Annotated in this window: 13 protein-coding genes; 5 read left to right on the forward strand and 8 right to left on the reverse strand. The window is 68.8% G+C overall.

Translation table 11 applies throughout. The annotated features are described in order from the left end of the window. Positions 1-14 precede the first annotated feature (14 nt). Positions 15-1,316 (reverse strand): citrate synthase, encoded by a 1,302-nt coding sequence (gene gltA / locus ACTIEW_RS09565; protein WP_439477682.1) that lies wholly within the window; start codon positions 1,314-1,316, stop codon positions 15-17. A gap of 65 nt (positions 1,317-1,381) precedes the next feature. Next, positions 1,382-2,806 (reverse strand): glutamate--tRNA ligase, encoded by a 1,425-nt coding sequence (gene gltX / locus ACTIEW_RS09570; protein WP_439477683.1) that lies wholly within the window; start codon positions 2,804-2,806, stop codon positions 1,382-1,384. On the opposite strand from gltX, the gene ACTIEW_RS09575 reads away from it, so the two are divergent. After that, positions 2,805-4,985: a ComEC/Rec2 family competence protein gene (locus tag ACTIEW_RS09575; protein ID WP_439477684.1), complete on the forward strand. Its 2,181-nt coding sequence runs from the start codon at positions 2,805-2,807 to the stop codon at positions 4,983-4,985. The two genes, gltX and ACTIEW_RS09575, sit on opposite strands and share 2 nt — an antisense overlap. Here the strand turns inward: ACTIEW_RS09575 and lexA are convergent. The 4 genes from lexA to ACTIEW_RS09595 form a co-directional block, all read right to left on the reverse strand. Continuing rightward, positions 4,966-5,658 (reverse strand): transcriptional repressor LexA, encoded by a 693-nt coding sequence (lexA, locus tag ACTIEW_RS09580; protein ID WP_439477685.1) that lies wholly within the window; start codon positions 5,656-5,658, stop codon positions 4,966-4,968. The two genes, ACTIEW_RS09575 and lexA, sit on opposite strands and share 20 nt — an antisense overlap. Positions 5,659-5,750: 92 nt before the next feature. After that, entirely contained in the window at positions 5,751-6,542 is a 792-nt protein-coding gene (gene trpC / locus ACTIEW_RS09585; protein ID WP_439477686.1) for an indole-3-glycerol phosphate synthase TrpC, read from the reverse strand. Continuing rightward, positions 6,539-7,573 carry an anthranilate phosphoribosyltransferase gene (gene trpD, locus ACTIEW_RS09590; RefSeq protein WP_439477687.1) on the reverse strand — a complete coding sequence of 345 codons (1,035 nt, stop codon included), beginning with the start codon at positions 7,571-7,573 and terminating at the stop codon, positions 6,539-6,541. Before trpD ends, trpC begins: the two co-directional genes overlap by 4 nt. Continuing rightward, positions 7,573-8,163: an anthranilate synthase component II gene (locus tag ACTIEW_RS09595; RefSeq protein ID WP_439477688.1), complete on the reverse strand. Its 591-nt coding sequence runs from the start codon at positions 8,161-8,163 to the stop codon at positions 7,573-7,575. The genes trpD and ACTIEW_RS09595 overlap by 1 nt, the downstream gene beginning before the upstream one ends. 104 nt (positions 8,164-8,267) lie before the next feature. Between ACTIEW_RS09595 and ACTIEW_RS09600 the strand changes: the two genes are divergently transcribed. After that, positions 8,268-8,450: a peptidoglycan-binding protein gene (locus ACTIEW_RS09600; RefSeq protein WP_439477689.1), complete on the forward strand. Its 183-nt coding sequence runs from the start codon at positions 8,268-8,270 to the stop codon at positions 8,448-8,450. Here ACTIEW_RS09600 and trpE read toward each other — a convergent pair. Then, positions 8,447-9,958, reverse strand: coding sequence for an anthranilate synthase component I (gene trpE, locus ACTIEW_RS09605; RefSeq protein ID WP_439477690.1), 1,512 nt, complete (start codon positions 9,956-9,958; stop codon positions 8,447-8,449). The two genes, ACTIEW_RS09600 and trpE, sit on opposite strands and share 4 nt — an antisense overlap. Next, on the reverse strand, positions 9,955-11,883 hold the full coding sequence (locus ACTIEW_RS09610) for a peptidylprolyl isomerase (RefSeq protein WP_439477691.1): 1,929 nt from the start codon (positions 11,881-11,883) through the stop codon (positions 9,955-9,957). Before ACTIEW_RS09610 ends, trpE begins: the two co-directional genes overlap by 4 nt. A 210-nt stretch (positions 11,884-12,093) precedes the next feature. Between ACTIEW_RS09610 and tpiA the strand changes: the two genes are divergently transcribed. The 3 genes from tpiA to ACTIEW_RS09625 all read left to right on the forward strand — a co-directional run bounded on the left by tpiA (position 12,094) and on the right by ACTIEW_RS09625 (position 15,082). After that, the gene (tpiA, locus tag ACTIEW_RS09615; RefSeq protein WP_439477692.1) at positions 12,094-12,840 is read left to right on the forward strand and encodes a triose-phosphate isomerase; all 747 of its coding nucleotides are present in this window, start codon (positions 12,094-12,096) and stop codon (positions 12,838-12,840) included. An 84-nt stretch (positions 12,841-12,924) separates the two neighbouring features. Further along, a complete protein-coding gene (gene secG / locus ACTIEW_RS09620) occupies positions 12,925-13,341 on the forward strand; it encodes a preprotein translocase subunit SecG (RefSeq protein WP_439477693.1) in 417 nt (138 codons plus the stop codon). A gap of 88 nt (positions 13,342-13,429) precedes the next feature. Then, positions 13,430-15,082 (forward strand): CTP synthase, encoded by a 1,653-nt coding sequence (locus ACTIEW_RS09625; RefSeq protein WP_439477694.1) that lies wholly within the window; start codon positions 13,430-13,432, stop codon positions 15,080-15,082. The last annotated feature ends 136 nt before the right edge of the window (positions 15,083-15,218 follow it).

Consider the following 15,218-nt stretch of genomic DNA (forward strand, 5'->3'; position numbering starts at 1 on the left):
CCTGAACGCTCGCCTCAGCCTCGCGACTGGATCGGCACGTAATCCCGCTCGGTCGGGCCCGTGTAGAGCTGGCGCGGGCGGCCGATTTTCTGGCCGGGGTCTTCCATCATTTCCTGCCACTGGGCGATCCAGCCGACCGTCCGGGCCAGCGAGAACAGCACGGTGAACATCGAGGTCGGGAAACCCATCGCCGACAGGGTGATGCCCGAATAGAAGTCGACGTTCGGGAACAGTTTGCGCTCGATGAAATATTCGTCGTTCAGGGCGATCCGCTCCAGCTCCTTGGCGACCTGGAACAGGGGGTCGTTGGGATCGCCGACGGCGGCCAGCACCTCGTCGGCGCTTTCCTTCATCACCTTGGCGCGTGGATCATAGTTTTTGTACACGCGGTGGCCGAAGCCCATCAGCTTGTATTTCTTGTCCTTCACGCCCTGGATAAACTCCGGGATCTTGTCCGGGGTGCCGATCTCCTTGAGCATGTTCAGCGCCTCCTCGTTGGCGCCGCCGTGCGACGGGCCCCACAGGCAGGCGATGCCGGCGGCGATACAGGCGAACGGATTGGCGCCCGACGAACCGGCCAGGCGGACGGTCGAGGTCGAGGCGTTCTGCTCGTGGTCGGCGTGCAGGATGAAGATGCGGTCCATGGCCTTGGCCAGCACCGGATTGACGACATAGTCCTCGGCCGGAACCGCGAAACACATGCGCAGGAAATTCTCGGCGTAGTTCAGGTCGTTGCGCGGCGACACGAAGGGCTGGCCGATCGAATATTTGAACGCGCGGGCCGCGATGGTCGGCATCTTGGCGACCAGACGGATGGCCGAGATGTTGCGCTGGACCGGGTCATGGATATCCAGGCTGTCGTGATAGAAGGCCGACAGAGCCCCCACGGTCCCGACCATGATCGACATCGGGTGGGCGTCACGGCGAAAGCCCTCGAAGAAGCGGTCGAACTGGGCGTGCAGCATGGTGTGGGTGGTGATGTTGCGCTCGAAGGCCTCGTACTCGGCGGCCGTCGGCAGTTCGCCGTGCAGCAGCAGGTGGCAGACCTCGATGAAGTTGGACTTCGACGCCAACTGGTCAATCGGATAGCCACGGTGCAGCAGGGTGCCGACGTCGCCATCTATGAAGGTCAGGGCGCTCTCGCACGCCGCCGTGGAGGTGAAGCCCGGGTCGTAGGTGAAGGCGTCCGTCGCCGCATACAGTTTGCGGATGTCGATCACATCAGGGCCGGTTGATCCCGAAAGCACCGGCAGGTCCACGGTCCTGTCGCCGTAGGTCAGGGTCGCCGTGCCGGCGGGTTTGGCGTGTTCGGTCATATCAGCCCCTTGGTTCAGTCTGCGGTCTGGCGCGGGGAGGCGGCGGTCGCAGGGTGTGTGATAGGTCAGATAGTCTGTTGCAGCGCATCATCCAAGCGCCCGAGGCTTTCTTCGCGTCCGAGCGCGGCGAGGGTCTTGGCGATGTCGGGCGAGACGCCATCGCCCGTCAGGGCGGCCCGTACGGCCGGACCGATCTTGCCGAAGCCGACCGCCTCTTCCTCGGCGAACACCTTCAACTCGGCCTCGAGGGCGAAAACGTCCCAGCTGGCGAAGAGTTTGAGCCGGTCGCGCAGGCGGTCGATCCGCTCGCCTGATTCGCCGCTCAGCATCGGCAGGGCCTTCTCATAGATGGCCAGCGGCCGGACCTTGAGGGCGAAGGCGGTCTGGTCGGCCAGTTCCAGCATGGTTTTCGCGCGGTCCTTTACGAAGGGCATGGCGCGCAACAGCCGGGCCTCGTCATCGGGACCGAGGGCGTGGCCGCGGCCCAGGTGGACATCCAGCGTCATCTTGGCCAGCCGGTCGTCGTCGGCGAGGCGGATCCAGTGGGCGTTGACGTGGGCCAGTTTGTCGAAGTCCAGCCGGGCCGGGGCCTTGCCGACGCCGGTGAGGTCGAACCACTCCAGCGCCTGGGCGTCATTGAACAGCTCGTCGTCGCCATGGGCCCAGCCCAGTCGGGCCAGATAGTTGCGCATGGCCTCGGGCAGATAGCCCATCTCGGCGTATTCATGGACGGCCTGGGCCCCGTGCCGCTTGGACAGTTTGGCTCCGTCCGGGCCGTGGATCAGGGGGATGTGGGCGAAGCTCGGCCGGGTCCAGCCGAGGGCGTCATAGATCAGGCTCTGGCGGGCGGCGTTGTTCAGGTGGTCGTCGCCGCGGATCACATGGGTGACCCCCATGTCGTGGTCGTCGACCACCACGGCCAGATTGTAGGTCGGCGCGCCGTCGCTGCGCAGCAGGACCAGGTCGTCGAGATCGTCATTGGCCCAGCTGACCGTTCCCTGCACCTGGTCCTCGACCGTCACCTGACCGGGGAGGGGCCGTCGGAACCGGACCACGTGAGGCTGGGACAGGTCATCGACGGTTGGCTCGCGGTCGCGCCATGGGGATTCGAACGTGCGCCGCTCGGCCTTGGCCAGGTCGCGCAGACGGCCCGTCTCCTCGGCCGAGGTGAAGTCGCGATAGGCGGCGCCGCGCTCCAGCAGCTCATTGACCACCTCGCGGTGACGGTCGGCGCGGCTGTACTGGAACACCGGCTCCTCGTCGGCGAACAGCTCCAGCCAGCTCAGACCGTCGAAAATGGCCTTCACGGCGGCGTCCGTGGAGCGCTCACGGTCGGTGTCCTCGACCCGAACAAGAAACTTCCCGTTGTGTCCCTTTGCATACAAATAGTTGAAAAGCGCCGTCCGGGCGCCTCCTATGTGCAGGGAACCCGTGGGCGAAGGGGCGAAACGCGTGACGACAGGGGGCCTGGAGTCTGAAGGGCAGGTCATGGCGGGCGTTATAGCGCCGGCGCGGGCAAATCCCAGCCTCGCGGCGCGGGCCCGACATTTCCTCCGCGCGCAGGTCGCCGACCAGACGCTGCGCTGGCGGCTGTGGGCCCCGGTGGCGTTCGGCGGCGGCTGCGCCGTCTATTTCGCCCTGAAGTCAGAACCGCCGGCCTGGCTACTTCTGGTGAGCGCGGCGATGGCCGCCGGTCTGTGGTTTGGCGCCCGCCCTCTGGCGCTGGCGCGGGCCTGGACGCTGGGCCTGATGCTGCTGGCCTGTTTCGCGCTCGGGATCGCCGTGGCCAAGCTGCGGACCGATGCGGTGGCGGCGCCGATCGCGCCCGCCATGGACCGGCCCACCGTGGTTGAGGGCTGGGTTATCGATGTCGACAGTCCGGGTTCGGTCGGGCCGCGGGTGGTGATCGCGCCGGTCCGCATACAGGGTCTGACGCCGGAAGAGACGCCGACCCGCCTGCGGGCCACGGTACGGGGCGCGGCGCCCGAGCCGGGGCAGGCCGTGCGGCTGTTCGCCCTGATCAATCCTCCGCCGGCCCCCGCCAGCCCCGGAGCCTACGACTTCGGCCGCAACGCATATTTCCAGAGCATGGGCGGCGTGGCCTTTTCGCTCGGCGAGACCCGGCCCGCATACCTGTCGCCGCCGCCCTGGAACGTGCGGGCGGCCATGGCGGTCAACGGCCTGCGCTATGATCTGGCCAAGCGGATCGTGGGGCGGCTCGGCGAACGCACCGGGGGGGTGGCCGCGGCCATGACCACGGGCCATGAGGCCTGGCTCGACCCGGCGCAGGTCGATGTCATGCGCGATTCCGGCCTGGCGCACATCCTGTCGATCTCGGGCCTGCATATGGCGGTGGTCGGAGGCTTCGCCTTCTTTCTGGTGCGTTTGCTGGTCGCGGCCTGGCCGTGGCTGGCGCTGCGGGTCTCCGGCAAGAAGGTCGCGGCCTGGGCGGGATTGGGGGCGGTCGCGACCTATCTGGTCATCTCCGGCTCGCCGGCGCCGGCCGAACGGGCGGCGATCACCGCCTCGATCGCCTTTCTGGCCGTTCTGCTGGATCGCCAGGCCATCACCATGCATGCGCTGGCGGTCGCGGCCTTCGTGGTCCTGCTGTTCCAGCCGGAGGCCATCGTCACGCCGGGCTTTCAGATGTCGTTCGCGGCGACGGCCGCTCTGGTGGCCCTGGTCGAGGCCTGGCCGGCAAGGCCGCGCGAGATTTCGGCGCCATTGCCGATCCTGATCGTGCAGCGCGCCGGGGCCTGGCTGGGGATCGCCATTCTGGCCAGTCTGGTCGCAGGCGCGGCGACGGGTCCGTTCGCCATGCAACATTTCAACCGCACGGCCATGTACGGCCTGCTGGCCAATCTGGCGACGGCGCCGGTGTCTGACTTCATCATCATGCCCGCCCTCGCGCTCGGGGCCGTGCTGGAGCCGTTGGGGGTCGGCGCGCCCTTTCTCTGGCTGGCGGGGCAGGGGGCCGGGCTGATGCTGGCGATCGGGGAGTGGACGGCGGGCTTGCCGGGCGCTGTGAGGACGGTGGCCAGTGCGCCGGACTTCGTCCTGCCCATCGCCTTCCTCGGGGTGCTGTTCTGCTGCCTGTGGCGGGGGCCGCTGCGCTGGCTGGGCCTGCCGTTCGCGGCGGCGGTCATGCTGTGGCCGCGCGATCCCACGCCGGACCTGTGGATCGGCGACGGAGGCACCAACGCGGCCTTCGTCGTAAGCGGTCAGGCCGTGGTGATGCGTACGGGGGTGCGGCAGTTCGCGGTCGACGTCTGGTCGCGGCGGCGTGGCGTGGCGCCGACGGCGCGGTCGCCCGAAGGCTGGACCTGCACGCGATTCTCCTGCGCCCCGGCCCAAGCCGGAGCGGGACCCCTGGCGATGTGGTGGGGCCGTCGGGCGCCGTCCACCGAGCAGGTCGAGGCCCTGTGCCGATCGGCGCCGGTGGTCAGCGTCCGGGCGACCGTGACGGCCTTGCCGCCGTCATGCGCGGGCCGGCTGGTTCTGGATGGAACCGACTATTCGCGGGGTGGGGCGGTCGAGCTATGGCGCGAAAGGCCCGCCGCGGCCAACCGCTGGCGCGCCGTCTGGGCGGCCGATGTGCGCGGCGACCGCCCGTGGAGCAAGCTCGGCGACGCCTCATTCGATTTTGGCGTCAGTGATAGCGGCGGATGAGACCGACCAGCTTGCCCTGAACCTCGACCTGATCGGGGCCGAAGATGCGGGTCTCATAGTTGCGGTTGGCGGGCTCCAGCGCGATCGAGCCGCCCTTCTTGCGCAACCGCTTGAGGGTGGCTTCCCCGCCTTCGACCAGGGCCACGACGATCTCGCCGGAGGAGGCAGTGTCGACGCGTTTGATGACCACCATGTCGCCATCGAGAATGCCGGCCTCGATCATCGAGTCGCCCTCGATCTCGAGCATGTAATGCTCACCCGCGCCCAGCATGGCCTCGGGCACCGGATAGCGGGCGGTCTCGTGTTCGATAGCGGCGATCGGCGTGCCGGCGGCGATCTTGCCCATCAGGGACAGTTCGCGAGTGTCGTTTGCGGCCTCGGCGCCCTGTGGTCGTCCGCCGCCCTGGATCACGCCGGGGGTGAAGCCTGATCGGCCGCGCGGTGCGCCGGCCGTGGCCTGTTCCGGCAGTTTCGTCACCTCAAGCGCCCGGGCGCGGTGCGCCAGACGGCGGATGAAGCCGCGCTCCTCCAGCGCCGTGATCAGCCGGTGAATGCCCGATTTGGACGCCAGATCGAGCGCCTCCTTCATCTCGTCGAACGAGGGGGAGACGCCGGTCTCCTTGATCCGTTCGTGGATGAACATCAGGAGTTCGTGCTGTTTGCGCGTGAGCATGGCGTCGAATCGTCCAGAACAAGGCGTGAACCGTTGCCGATGTTCTGTAAGTGTTCTTGCCTAATGTCAACTTAACGGGAAACGGCTCGGCTTCAGGCCAACAACGCCCGCGTCGCCGCCTCGACGTCGTCCTGCCGCATAAGGCTCTCTCCGACCAGCACCGCCTGCGCATGGGCGTCGGACACGCGCGCCACGTCGTCCGGCGTGAAGATCCCGCTCTCGGCCACCAGCAGGGCGTGGACGGGGCTGAGCAGGGCCAGTCGTTCGGTAACGGCCAGATCGACCTCGAACGTCCGCAGCGAGCGGTTGTTGATGCCCACCAGATCGCCGCCCAGCTTGCAGGCGCGGGCCATCTCCACCTCGTCGTGGGTTTCGATCAGGGCGTCCATGCCGAACCGTTCGGCCTCCGCCAGCAGGTCGGCGGCGAGGGCGTCGTCGATCATGGCGAGGATGATCAGGATGCAGTCGGCGCCGAGGGCCCGGCTCTCGGCCACTTGCCACGGATCGACGAGGAAGTCCTTGCGCAGACAGGGCAGGGCGGTCGCGTTGCGGGCGGCGGCGAGGAAGGCGTCGTCGCCCAGGAAGCTGGGGGCGTCCGTGAGCACAGACAGGCAGGTGGCGCCGCCGCGTTCATAGGCGCGGGCGAGGACCGGTGGATCGAAATCGGCGCGGATCAGCCCCTTGGACGGGCTGGCCTTCTTGATTTCGGCGATCAGGGCCGGGCGGCCCGTGTGCTCGACATGGTGTTCGAGGGCGGCGCGGAAGCCGCGCGGGGGCGAGGCGACGCGCGCCAGCGACTCGATCGAGTCCTGCGAGGTCGCGGTCTTGCGCGCGGCCACGTCCATCCGCTTGTAGGCGGCGATGCCGGCGAGGACGTCGCTCAAGCGGGGTCTTCCTCGATGACCGTATTGGTGGCCTCGACCAGATCGGTCAGGGCCTTGGCCGCCCGGCCGTCGTCGATGACGGCGGCGGCCTGGGCCGCGCCCTCGGCCAGATCAGCGGCGCGGTCGGCGACGACCAGGGCGGCGGCGGCGTTCAGCAGGACAATGTCGCGATAGGCGCCCCTGGCCCCGTCCAGCAGGGCGCGCAGGGCGACGGCGTTCTCTTCCGCGTCGCCGCCGCGCAGGGCCGCGAGGTCGGCGCGCGGCAGGCCGGCGTCCTCGGGCGTGACTGTGAAGCGGCGGACGGCTCCGTCCTTCCATTCGGCCACCTCGGTCTCGCCCGTGGTGGTCAGTTCGTCCAAGCCCTGACCGTGGACGGTCCAGGCGCGGGTCGCGCCCAGCCGGCCCAGCACTTCCGCCAGCGGCTCAAGCAGGCGGGGGTCATAGACGCCCATGACCTGACGTTTCGCGCCGGCTGGATTGGACAGCGGGCCCAGGAGGTTGAAGACCGTGCGAAAACCGATTTCGGCCCGCACCGGCCCGACATGGCGCATGGCGCCGTGGTAGGCGGGGGCGAACAGGAAGGCGATGCCGGCCTCGTCCAGCGAGCGGCGCTGCTGGGCCGGGCTGGCCTGCAGGTTGACGCCCAGCACCGACAGCACGTCCGACGAGCCCGACTTCGAACTCATGGCCCGGTTGCCGTGTTTGGCGACCTTCAGCCCGGCTCCGGCCAGCACGAGGGCTGCAGCGGTGGAGATGTTGAAGGTGTGCTGGCCGTCGCCGCCGGTGCCGCAGGTGTCGATCACGTCATAGGGGTGGTCAAGCGTCCGGGCGGCCTCGCGCATGGCGGTGGCGAAGGCTGCGATCTCTTCCACTGTCTCGCCGCGGATGCGCAGGGCGGTAACGGCGGCGGCGACCTGGGCCGGGGTCGGTTCACCGCGCAGGCAGGCGGCGAAGAAGGCGTGGGCCTCGTCTGCCGAGAGCACGCGGCCGTCGACCAGTTTGGCCAGCAGGGGCTTGAAGGAATCAGCCATCAGACCATCGCCCGGCGCTTGATGTTGGCGAGGTCGAGGAAGTTGGCGAGCAGGTCGTGGCCGTGTTCTGTAGCGATGGACTCGGGATGGAACTGGACGCCGTGGATCGGGCGGGTCTTGTGGGCCAGACCCATAATCTCGCCGTCGGCGGTCGAGGCGGTGACCTCAAGCACGTCCGGCAGGGTGTCGCGGCGGACGGCCAGCGAGTGATAGCGGGTGGCGGTGAACGGCGAGGGCAGGCCCTTGAAGACGCTGCGGCCGTCATGCTCGATCGGCGACGTCTTGCCGTGCATCAGGGCTTGGGCGCGGATGACCTCGCCGCCAAAGGCCTGACCCATGGCCTGATGGCCGAGGCAGACGCCGAAGATCGGCATATCCAGCGGCGCGGTGTCGAGGATCGCCAGGCAGATGCCCGCCTCGTTGGGCGTGCACGGGCCCGGCGAGAGCAGCACCGCCTCGGGCTTCAGGACCCAGGCCTCGGCGGCGGTCAGGTCGTCGTTGCGCACGACACGAGTCTCCGCGCCCAACTCCGCGAGGTAGTGGACGAGGTTCCAGGTGAAGCTGTCGTAGTTGTCGACGACGAGGATCATGGTCTGGCTTCTAGGGGCTCGACGGGACCGCGCCAAGCGGCTGTGACGGTAAGTCTTCGTTAACCGAACCCACCCGAACCTGCGGCCTCTGTCCGGGGAGTTCCATGGCGCACACCAGCATCACGAAGGCGCGCAACCTGCTGACGCCGTCCACGTCGCGGCCCAGCCCCTACGCCGCCCTCGGCGCGGCGGCCCTGGCGGCGATGGCGGCGGTGTTGATGGCCGGCGTGATGGTGCTGGGACCGGGTGTGCGGTTCGACGAAACGGCTGTGTTCGCCCAGCCCTAGGTGTTGCCGAAGGGGTAGCGCCAGGCGTCCTCGGCGGCGCGCATCGGGGCGCGGGCCTTGGCGAGGGTCTCGGCGTATTCTGCGGCCGGGTCGCTGTCGGCCACGACGCCGGCGCCGGCCTGGACGTGGATCTTGCCGTCGGCGAACAGGGCGGTCCTGAGCACGATGCAGATGTCGGCCTCGCCGCCGGCCGAGATGTAGCCGACGCCGCCGCCGTAGCCGACGCCGCGCTTCTCGCTCTCCAGCTCGTCGATGATCTCCATGGCCCGCACCTTGGGCGCGCCTGACAGGGTGCCGGCGGGGAGGGCGGCCAGCAGGGTGTCGACCGCATCGAGGTCTGGATGGGCGTCGCCCTGGACTTCCGAGACGATGTGCATGACCGAGCTGTAGCGTTCGACGCGGAAGCTCTCGATCACCTCGACAGTGCCGGGGGCGGCGACCCGGCCGACGTCGTTGCGGCCCAGGTCCAGCAGCATCAGATGCTCGGCCCGTTCCTTGGGATCGGCCAGCAGTTCGATCTCGAGCGCCCGGTCGGCCTCGGGCGTCTCGCCGCGCGGACGAGTGCCGGCAAGCGGCCGGATGGTGACGCGGCCGTCCTTGAGCCGGACCAGAATCTCCGGGCTCGACCCGGCCAGCTGGAAGTCGCCGAAGTCGAGGTAGAACAGATAGGGCGAGGGATTCCGCCGCCGCAGCGAGCGGTAGAAGGCGAACGGGTCGGTCGTCCAGGGCGCGGCGAACCTGTGGCTGAGCACGACCTGAAAGATGTCGCCGGCGGCGATGTAGTCCTTGGCCCGCGCGACCATGGCCGCGAAGTCGGGTTCCCCGACCGGCGAGCGGAAGGGCGCGATGGCGGTCTCGACCGGGGCGGGGAGGGCCGGCAGGGGCGTCCGCAGGTCGGCCTCAAACCGGTCCAGCCGCGCCCTCGCCGCGTCGAAGGCCGTTACGGCGTCGAGCCCGCTGTCGGGGTAGGCGGCGGAGACCAGCACGATCTCGTGGCTGACAGAGTCGAAGATGGCGACGAGCGCCGGCCGGGTCAGAACCGCGTCAGGCAGGTTCAGCGGATCGGGATTGGGGGCACCCAGCGGCTCGAGCAGCCGCACCATGTCATAGCCGAACACCCCGAACAGGCCCGCGGCCATGGGCGGCAGGCCGGCGGGCAGGTCGAACCGGGACGCCGCCATCAGGCTTCGCAGGGAGGTCAGGACGTCGGCGGTTTCAGGCTCGAACCGGCCAGCGGTGATGTCCGCGCCCCGCGCCAGGTGGGCCTCTCCGCCCCGACAGCGCCAGACCACGTCAGGCTCTCGGGTGATGATGGAATAGCGGCCGTTGACGGCGCCGCCCTCGACCGATTCCAGCAGGAAGGCGTGGGTGCGGCCATGCCCCACCTTGAGGAAGGCCGAGACCGGTGTCTCGAGGTCATCCACCAGCCTGCGGATGACGACCTGCGGCCGGCCTTGCGACCAGCCGCGTTCGAAATCGGTGAAGCCGCCTTCGCCGTCGGCCGTCATTGCGCCGGCGGGGCGCCCGGCGATGCGGGGGCGGCGGGCGCTTCGGCCGGCAGGCCCAGGGACGTACGGGCCAGGGGCTCGTCGAACTCGGCCTTGCTGCGCGCGGCTGCGGCGGCGATGGCCACCTCGCCTACGGCGTTAACGTGGTCGCCGCCCATGCGCTGGCGGAACTGTTCGGCGACCGGAGCGGCCAAGGCCGGCACCGCCGCCGTAATCCGGTCCGTGCGGCCGATGACGAAGGTGTCGGCTGAGTTCTGCTGTGAGAAGGGCTCGCCGCGGCCGCTGCTGAATACACCGGCGATGACGCCCTGGCCGTTCTGTTCGGCGGATTGGCGGTTCAGCCCGGTTCCGGTCTGCAGCGCAGCGCCGACCGAGGCGGCCACTGCGGCCAGATCCTCGCCGCCGCGTACGCGGGCCGCCAGGGCGCTGGCGCGGGCGCTGAGCAGCCGGGCGTTCTCGCGCAGCACCCATTGCTGGGCCAGCGGCTCACGGATGCCGGCCAACGGCGGCAGGGCCGCCGGCATGATGTCGTCGAGGCGGACCACGAAATACTGGCCCTGGCCCATGTCGACCACTTCGCTCTCGGCGCCCTTGCCGAGACTCCACATGGTCTGGATCAGCTGCGGCGGGAGCGGCGGGTTGATGTCCTGGCCGTTGCGGAGTTTTCCGTCCTGACGGATGGGCGGAATCCTGATGAGCCGGGCGCCGACCTCTCGCACGGCGACGTCCAGCGTCTTGCCGTCCTGACGCGCTTTCTCATAGGCCGCGACCCGAAGATAGACGGCTTCGCGAGCATCCTCGGCGCGCAGTTCGGCGATTACCTGTTCGCGGACGTCGGCCAGGGTCGCGGCGCGGCCCGGCTGGATGCTGGTCACCCTCAAGACGACAAAGCCCACGCCGGCCTGGATCGGGGCGGACACCTGATTGGCGGCCAGGCCGAAGACGGCGGCGGCGACGGCCGGGTCGCCCAGGGCGCTGCGCGGCGTATCGGCGTATTCGGCCGGCTGGATGTTGTTGGCGCGGGCCACGTCAGCCGGGGACTGACCGGCGCGCAGTGCGGCGGCGATACGGTCGGCCGCGGCGCGGTTCGGCGCCGTCAGGGTGACGAAGCTGCGCTTCTCGGGCAGCGACAGGGCGTCGCGGCGGAAGTTGAACCGCTCCTGGATGCGGGCCTCGGCGAGCTCGGCAGGGGCGGCCGCGCCGTCGTCGAACAGCACCACCGAGGCGGTGCGGGATTCGGGAAGACGCAGCTGGTCGGCGTTCTGGTTCATCAGGGCGATCAGCTGGGCGTCGGTCGGAGCGCCCGCCGTGCCCGCCATGGCCTGGGTCACTGTGAACCAGCGTCCGTCGCGAGTCTCAAGCGCCTGGCTGGCCAGGATCGCGCCATAGATGCGCGGCAGGCGCATGCCGGCGCCGAGGGCGGCGCCGTAATGCTGGGTGGAGTACTGGTCGCGCAGCTGCGCCTCGAACATCTCCGGCGTGGCGTTCCCCTCAGCCAGGGCGGCGCGATATTGCTCTTCGCTGAACTGGCCGGTGACGCTGTCAAAGAAATTGGGCGCCTGACGAATCTCGCGCAGGACCAGCTCCTTGCCCGGGCGAATGCCGGCCTTCCAGGCCCAGTTCACGAAGCCGAGCTGTTGGGACTTCTGTTGCAGGTACTGCAGCAGGCCGCCTTCACCGATCAGTTCCTCGAAGGTCAGGGCCCTTCCGGCCTGTTGCTGGGCCTGCTCGCGGATGCGGTCCAGTTCGCCCCGGAATTCGGTCTGGCTCAAGCTGCGGTCGCCGGCCGAAACCACATGCCTCGGACCAAGGTTGGCCAGAACATCCATCTGCGATCCGCCGGTGACCAGCAGGCCGAGGGCAAGGAGGATCAGCAGGCCGATGGCCCATTTCGATTTGGCGAAGGTGCGGAAGGCGGTGAGCATGGTCGGTCCTGGCGGATCAGCGGCAAGGGTGCTGCTTGGCCTATAGGGTGTCAGCGGCCCGCACGGCAAGACGATGGCATACTTGTTGGGCCGCGGTCGTCGGCCCTGCGGGGCCTCCCGACCCGACGCGGCCCGGAATTTGGTGCGGTCCGGCCTGTCACTGCTCGCGGACGGCTTGGCTTGTCGAAGGGCGCCGCATAGAAGTCCCGGATGATGAAAACCGCAAAACTGATCGCCGGAAACTGGAAGATGAACGGCCTGGGCGCGAGCTTGGGCGAGGTGGCGGCGCTGCGCGCGGGTCTGGCGGAGGCGGCTCCGGCCTGCCGCGTCGCCCTGTGCCCGCCCGCGACCCTGGTCGAGCGGATGGCCCGCGCGGCCGGGGACGGCGTCGAGATCGGGGGGCAGGACTGCCGGGCCGAGATCCACGGCGCCTTCACCGGCGACGTCTCGGCGGCCATGCTGAAGGATGCGGGCGCGACCCTGGTGATCCTGGGGCATTCCGAACGCCGTCAGGGGCATGGCGAGACCGATGCGCTTGTGGCGTCCAAGGCCGAGGCGGCCCTGGCCGCGGACCTGGCCCCGATCATCTGCATCGGCGAGACTCTTGAACAACGCGAGGCGGGCCGGGCGGTCGAGGTGGTGCGCGGACAGATCCTTGGATCCCTGCCGCTGGCTCTGGCCGGCCGGGACTTCGCCGTGGCCTACGAACCGGTCTGGGCCATCGGCACAGGGCTGACGCCCACGCTGGAGGAGATCGAGGAAGTGCACCGCGCCGTCCGCGCGGCGATGATCGAGCGGCTGGGGCTGGGCGTCGCCGCCACGCCCATTCTGTACGGCGGCTCGGTCAAGCCGGACAACGCCCGCGAAATCCTCGCCGTGCCCGAAGTGGGCGGCGCCCTGGTCGGCGGCGCCTCGCTGAAGGCGGATGACTTCCTGAGGATCATACGCGGCGCGTGAAGCGCTTCGTTTGCTCCCGTCCGCCATCAATGTTAGACGCCGCCGCTTGATCGGCGCCGTCTCGCGCCACACATATCGGCTGCCATGCTCCAGACCATTCTCCTCGTCGCCATGATCCTCATCTCGGTCGCGCTCGCCGGCGTGATCCTGATTCAACGTTCAGAGGGCGGCGCCCTCGGGATGGGCGGCGGTCCGTCGGGCTTCATGACCGCGCGCGGCGCGGGCAATCTGCTGACCAAGACGACCTGGGTTCTGGCGAGTCTCTTCTTCGCCTGCGCCATCGGCCTGACCATTCTTGGCAACGTCGAGCGTTCCAACCGCTCGATCGTGGACGCCGACGCCGTGGGTGAGTTGATCGCTCCGACGACGTCTGACGCGGCTCCGGCCGTTGATCCGGCGGCTCCGGCGCAACCGGTCGCACCGTCGCTGCAGAATCTGGAATCCAGCCTGTCGGGCGTCTCCGCCGCTCCGGCGCCGGCCCAACCGGCTCCCTCGAACTAGGATGGGCGGGGACCTTATCCCCGCCTTCCTCTCCCGCCCTCAAAGTCTCCGCAAATCGCCGCTCGAATCAGCGGTAGAGTGATCTCCCATGGCCCGTTACGTGTTCATCACCGGCGGCGTGGTTTCCTCATTGGGAAAAGGCCTCGCCTCCGCCGCTCTTGGCGCGCTCCTCCAGGCGCGCGGCTATAAGGTCCGGCTGAGGAAGCTCGACCCGTATCTGAACGTCGATCCGGGCACGATGAGCCCGTATCAGCACGGCGAGGTCTTCGTTACGGATGACGGCGCCGAGACCGACCTCGACCTGGGCCACTATGAGCGGTTCACGGGCGTGTCGGCGGCGCGGTCTGACAACATCACCACCGGCCGCATCTATTCGACCATCCTCGAGAAGGAGCGGCGCGGCGACTATCTGGGTGCGACGGTCCAGGTGATCCCGCACGTCACCGACCAGATCAAATCCTTCTGCCTGACCCCCGCCCTGACCGACGAAGGCGAGGACGTGGACTTCGTGCTGGTCGAGATCGGCGGCACAGTTGGCGACATCGAAGGCCTGCCCTTCTTCGAGGCCATCCGCCAGCTGGGCCAGGACCTGCCGCGCGGCCAATCCTGCTTCGTGCACCTGACCCTGCTGCCCTTCATCAAGACCGCCGGCGAGATGAAGACCAAGCCGACGCAGCACTCGGTCAAGGAGCTGCGGTCCATCGGCATCCAGCCCGACATCCTGCTGTGCCGCTGCGAATTCCCGATCCCGCCCGAAGAGAAGCGCAAGATCGGCTTGTTTTGCAACGTCCGTCCGACGGGCGTCATTCAGGCGATGGATTCCAACGACATCTACGCCGTGCCTCTGGACTATCACCGCGAGGGGCTGGACGCCGAGGTGCTGGCCCATTTCGGCATCACCGACGCACCGGCGCCCGACCTGACGATGTGGGAAGAGATCGCCCGCCGTCGGCAGCACCCGGACGGCGAGGTCACCGTGGCCGTGGTCGGCAAATATACGGTCCTGAAGGACGCCTACAAGTCCCTGATCGAGGCCCTGCATCACGGCGGCGTGGCCAACAACGTCAAGGTCAATATCGACTGGGTCGAGGCCGAGACCTTCGAGGGCGACCGCGAGGCCTGCGACGCGCGGCTGCAGGAGGCCCACGCCATCCTGGTGCCCGGCGGCTTCGGCGAGCGCGGCTCGGAGGGCAAGATCGAGGCGGCCCGCTTCGCCCGCGAGCGCAAGATCCCTTATTTCGGCATCTGTTTCGGAATGCAGATGGCGGTGATCGAGGCGGCCCGGAACCTGGCCGGCTATCCCAGGGCGTCCTCCACCGAGTTCGGTCCCACGACCGAGCCCGTCGTCGGTCTGATGACCGAATGGACCCAGGGCAATCAACGGGTGCTGCGTCAGCAGGGCGGCGACATGGGCGGCACCATGCGGCTTGGGGCCTATGACTCGACGCTCAAGCCCGGGTCGCGGATTGCACAGATGTACGGCTCGACCACGATCAGCGAGCGCCACCGTCACCGCTATGAGGTCAATATCAACTATCGCGACGCCATCGAGGCGAAGGGCGGTCTGACCTTCGCCGGTTTGTCGCCGGACGGCGTCCTGCCCGAGACGGTCGAGCGCGAGGACCACCCGTGGTTCATCGGCGTGCAGTATCATCCGGAACTGAAGAGCCGGCCGTTCGCGCCGCACCCGTTGTTCGCGGGCTTTATCGCGGCGGCGGTGGTGCAGAGCCGGCTGGTCTGAGTCAGTCCATTAGAGAGCCGCCCGTCGGCGCGTCCGGCTCAACCGTTCGGGGATGAGCCGCTGTCGGATTCAGCATGGCTGTCGGACCTTCTGGCGACTCCTTCGAACGGCTTGCGATGTCGGCAGCGGACGCAGG

It is taken from the genome of Brevundimonas sp. (assembly GCF_051860745.1).
Taxonomy (GTDB): domain Bacteria; phylum Pseudomonadota; class Alphaproteobacteria; order Caulobacterales; family Caulobacteraceae; genus Brevundimonas.

Excerpts from the sequence above, each read along its gene's own strand:
- tpiA (WP_439477692.1), top strand. The coding sequence starts at position 12,094 with ATGATGAAAACCGCAAAACTGATCGCCGGAAACTGGAAGATGAACGGC.
- gltA (WP_439477682.1), bottom strand. The coding sequence starts at position 1,316 with ATGACCGAACACGCCAAACCCGCCGGCACGGCGACCCTGACCTACGGC.
- ACTIEW_RS09625 (WP_439477694.1), top strand. The coding sequence starts at position 13,430 with ATGGCCCGTTACGTGTTCATCACCGGCGGCGTGGTTTCCTCATTGGGA.
- ACTIEW_RS09600 (WP_439477689.1), top strand. The coding sequence starts at position 8,268 with ATGGCGCACACCAGCATCACGAAGGCGCGCAACCTGCTGACGCCGTCC.
- lexA (WP_439477685.1), bottom strand. The coding sequence starts at position 5,658 with ATGCTCACGCGCAAACAGCACGAACTCCTGATGTTCATCCACGAACGG.
- gltX (WP_439477683.1), bottom strand. The coding sequence starts at position 2,806 with ATGACCTGCCCTTCAGACTCCAGGCCCCCTGTCGTCACGCGTTTCGCC.
- trpE (WP_439477690.1), bottom strand. The coding sequence starts at position 9,958 with ATGACGGCCGACGGCGAAGGCGGCTTCACCGATTTCGAACGCGGCTGG.
- trpD (WP_439477687.1), bottom strand. The coding sequence starts at position 7,573 with ATGGCTGATTCCTTCAAGCCCCTGCTGGCCAAACTGGTCGACGGCCGC.
- ACTIEW_RS09610 (WP_439477691.1), bottom strand. The coding sequence starts at position 11,883 with ATGCTCACCGCCTTCCGCACCTTCGCCAAATCGAAATGGGCCATCGGC.
- secG (WP_439477693.1), top strand. The coding sequence starts at position 12,925 with ATGCTCCAGACCATTCTCCTCGTCGCCATGATCCTCATCTCGGTCGCG.
- ACTIEW_RS09595 (WP_439477688.1), bottom strand. The coding sequence starts at position 8,163 with ATGATCCTCGTCGTCGACAACTACGACAGCTTCACCTGGAACCTCGTC.
- ACTIEW_RS09575 (WP_439477684.1), top strand. The coding sequence starts at position 2,805 with ATGGCGGGCGTTATAGCGCCGGCGCGGGCAAATCCCAGCCTCGCGGCG.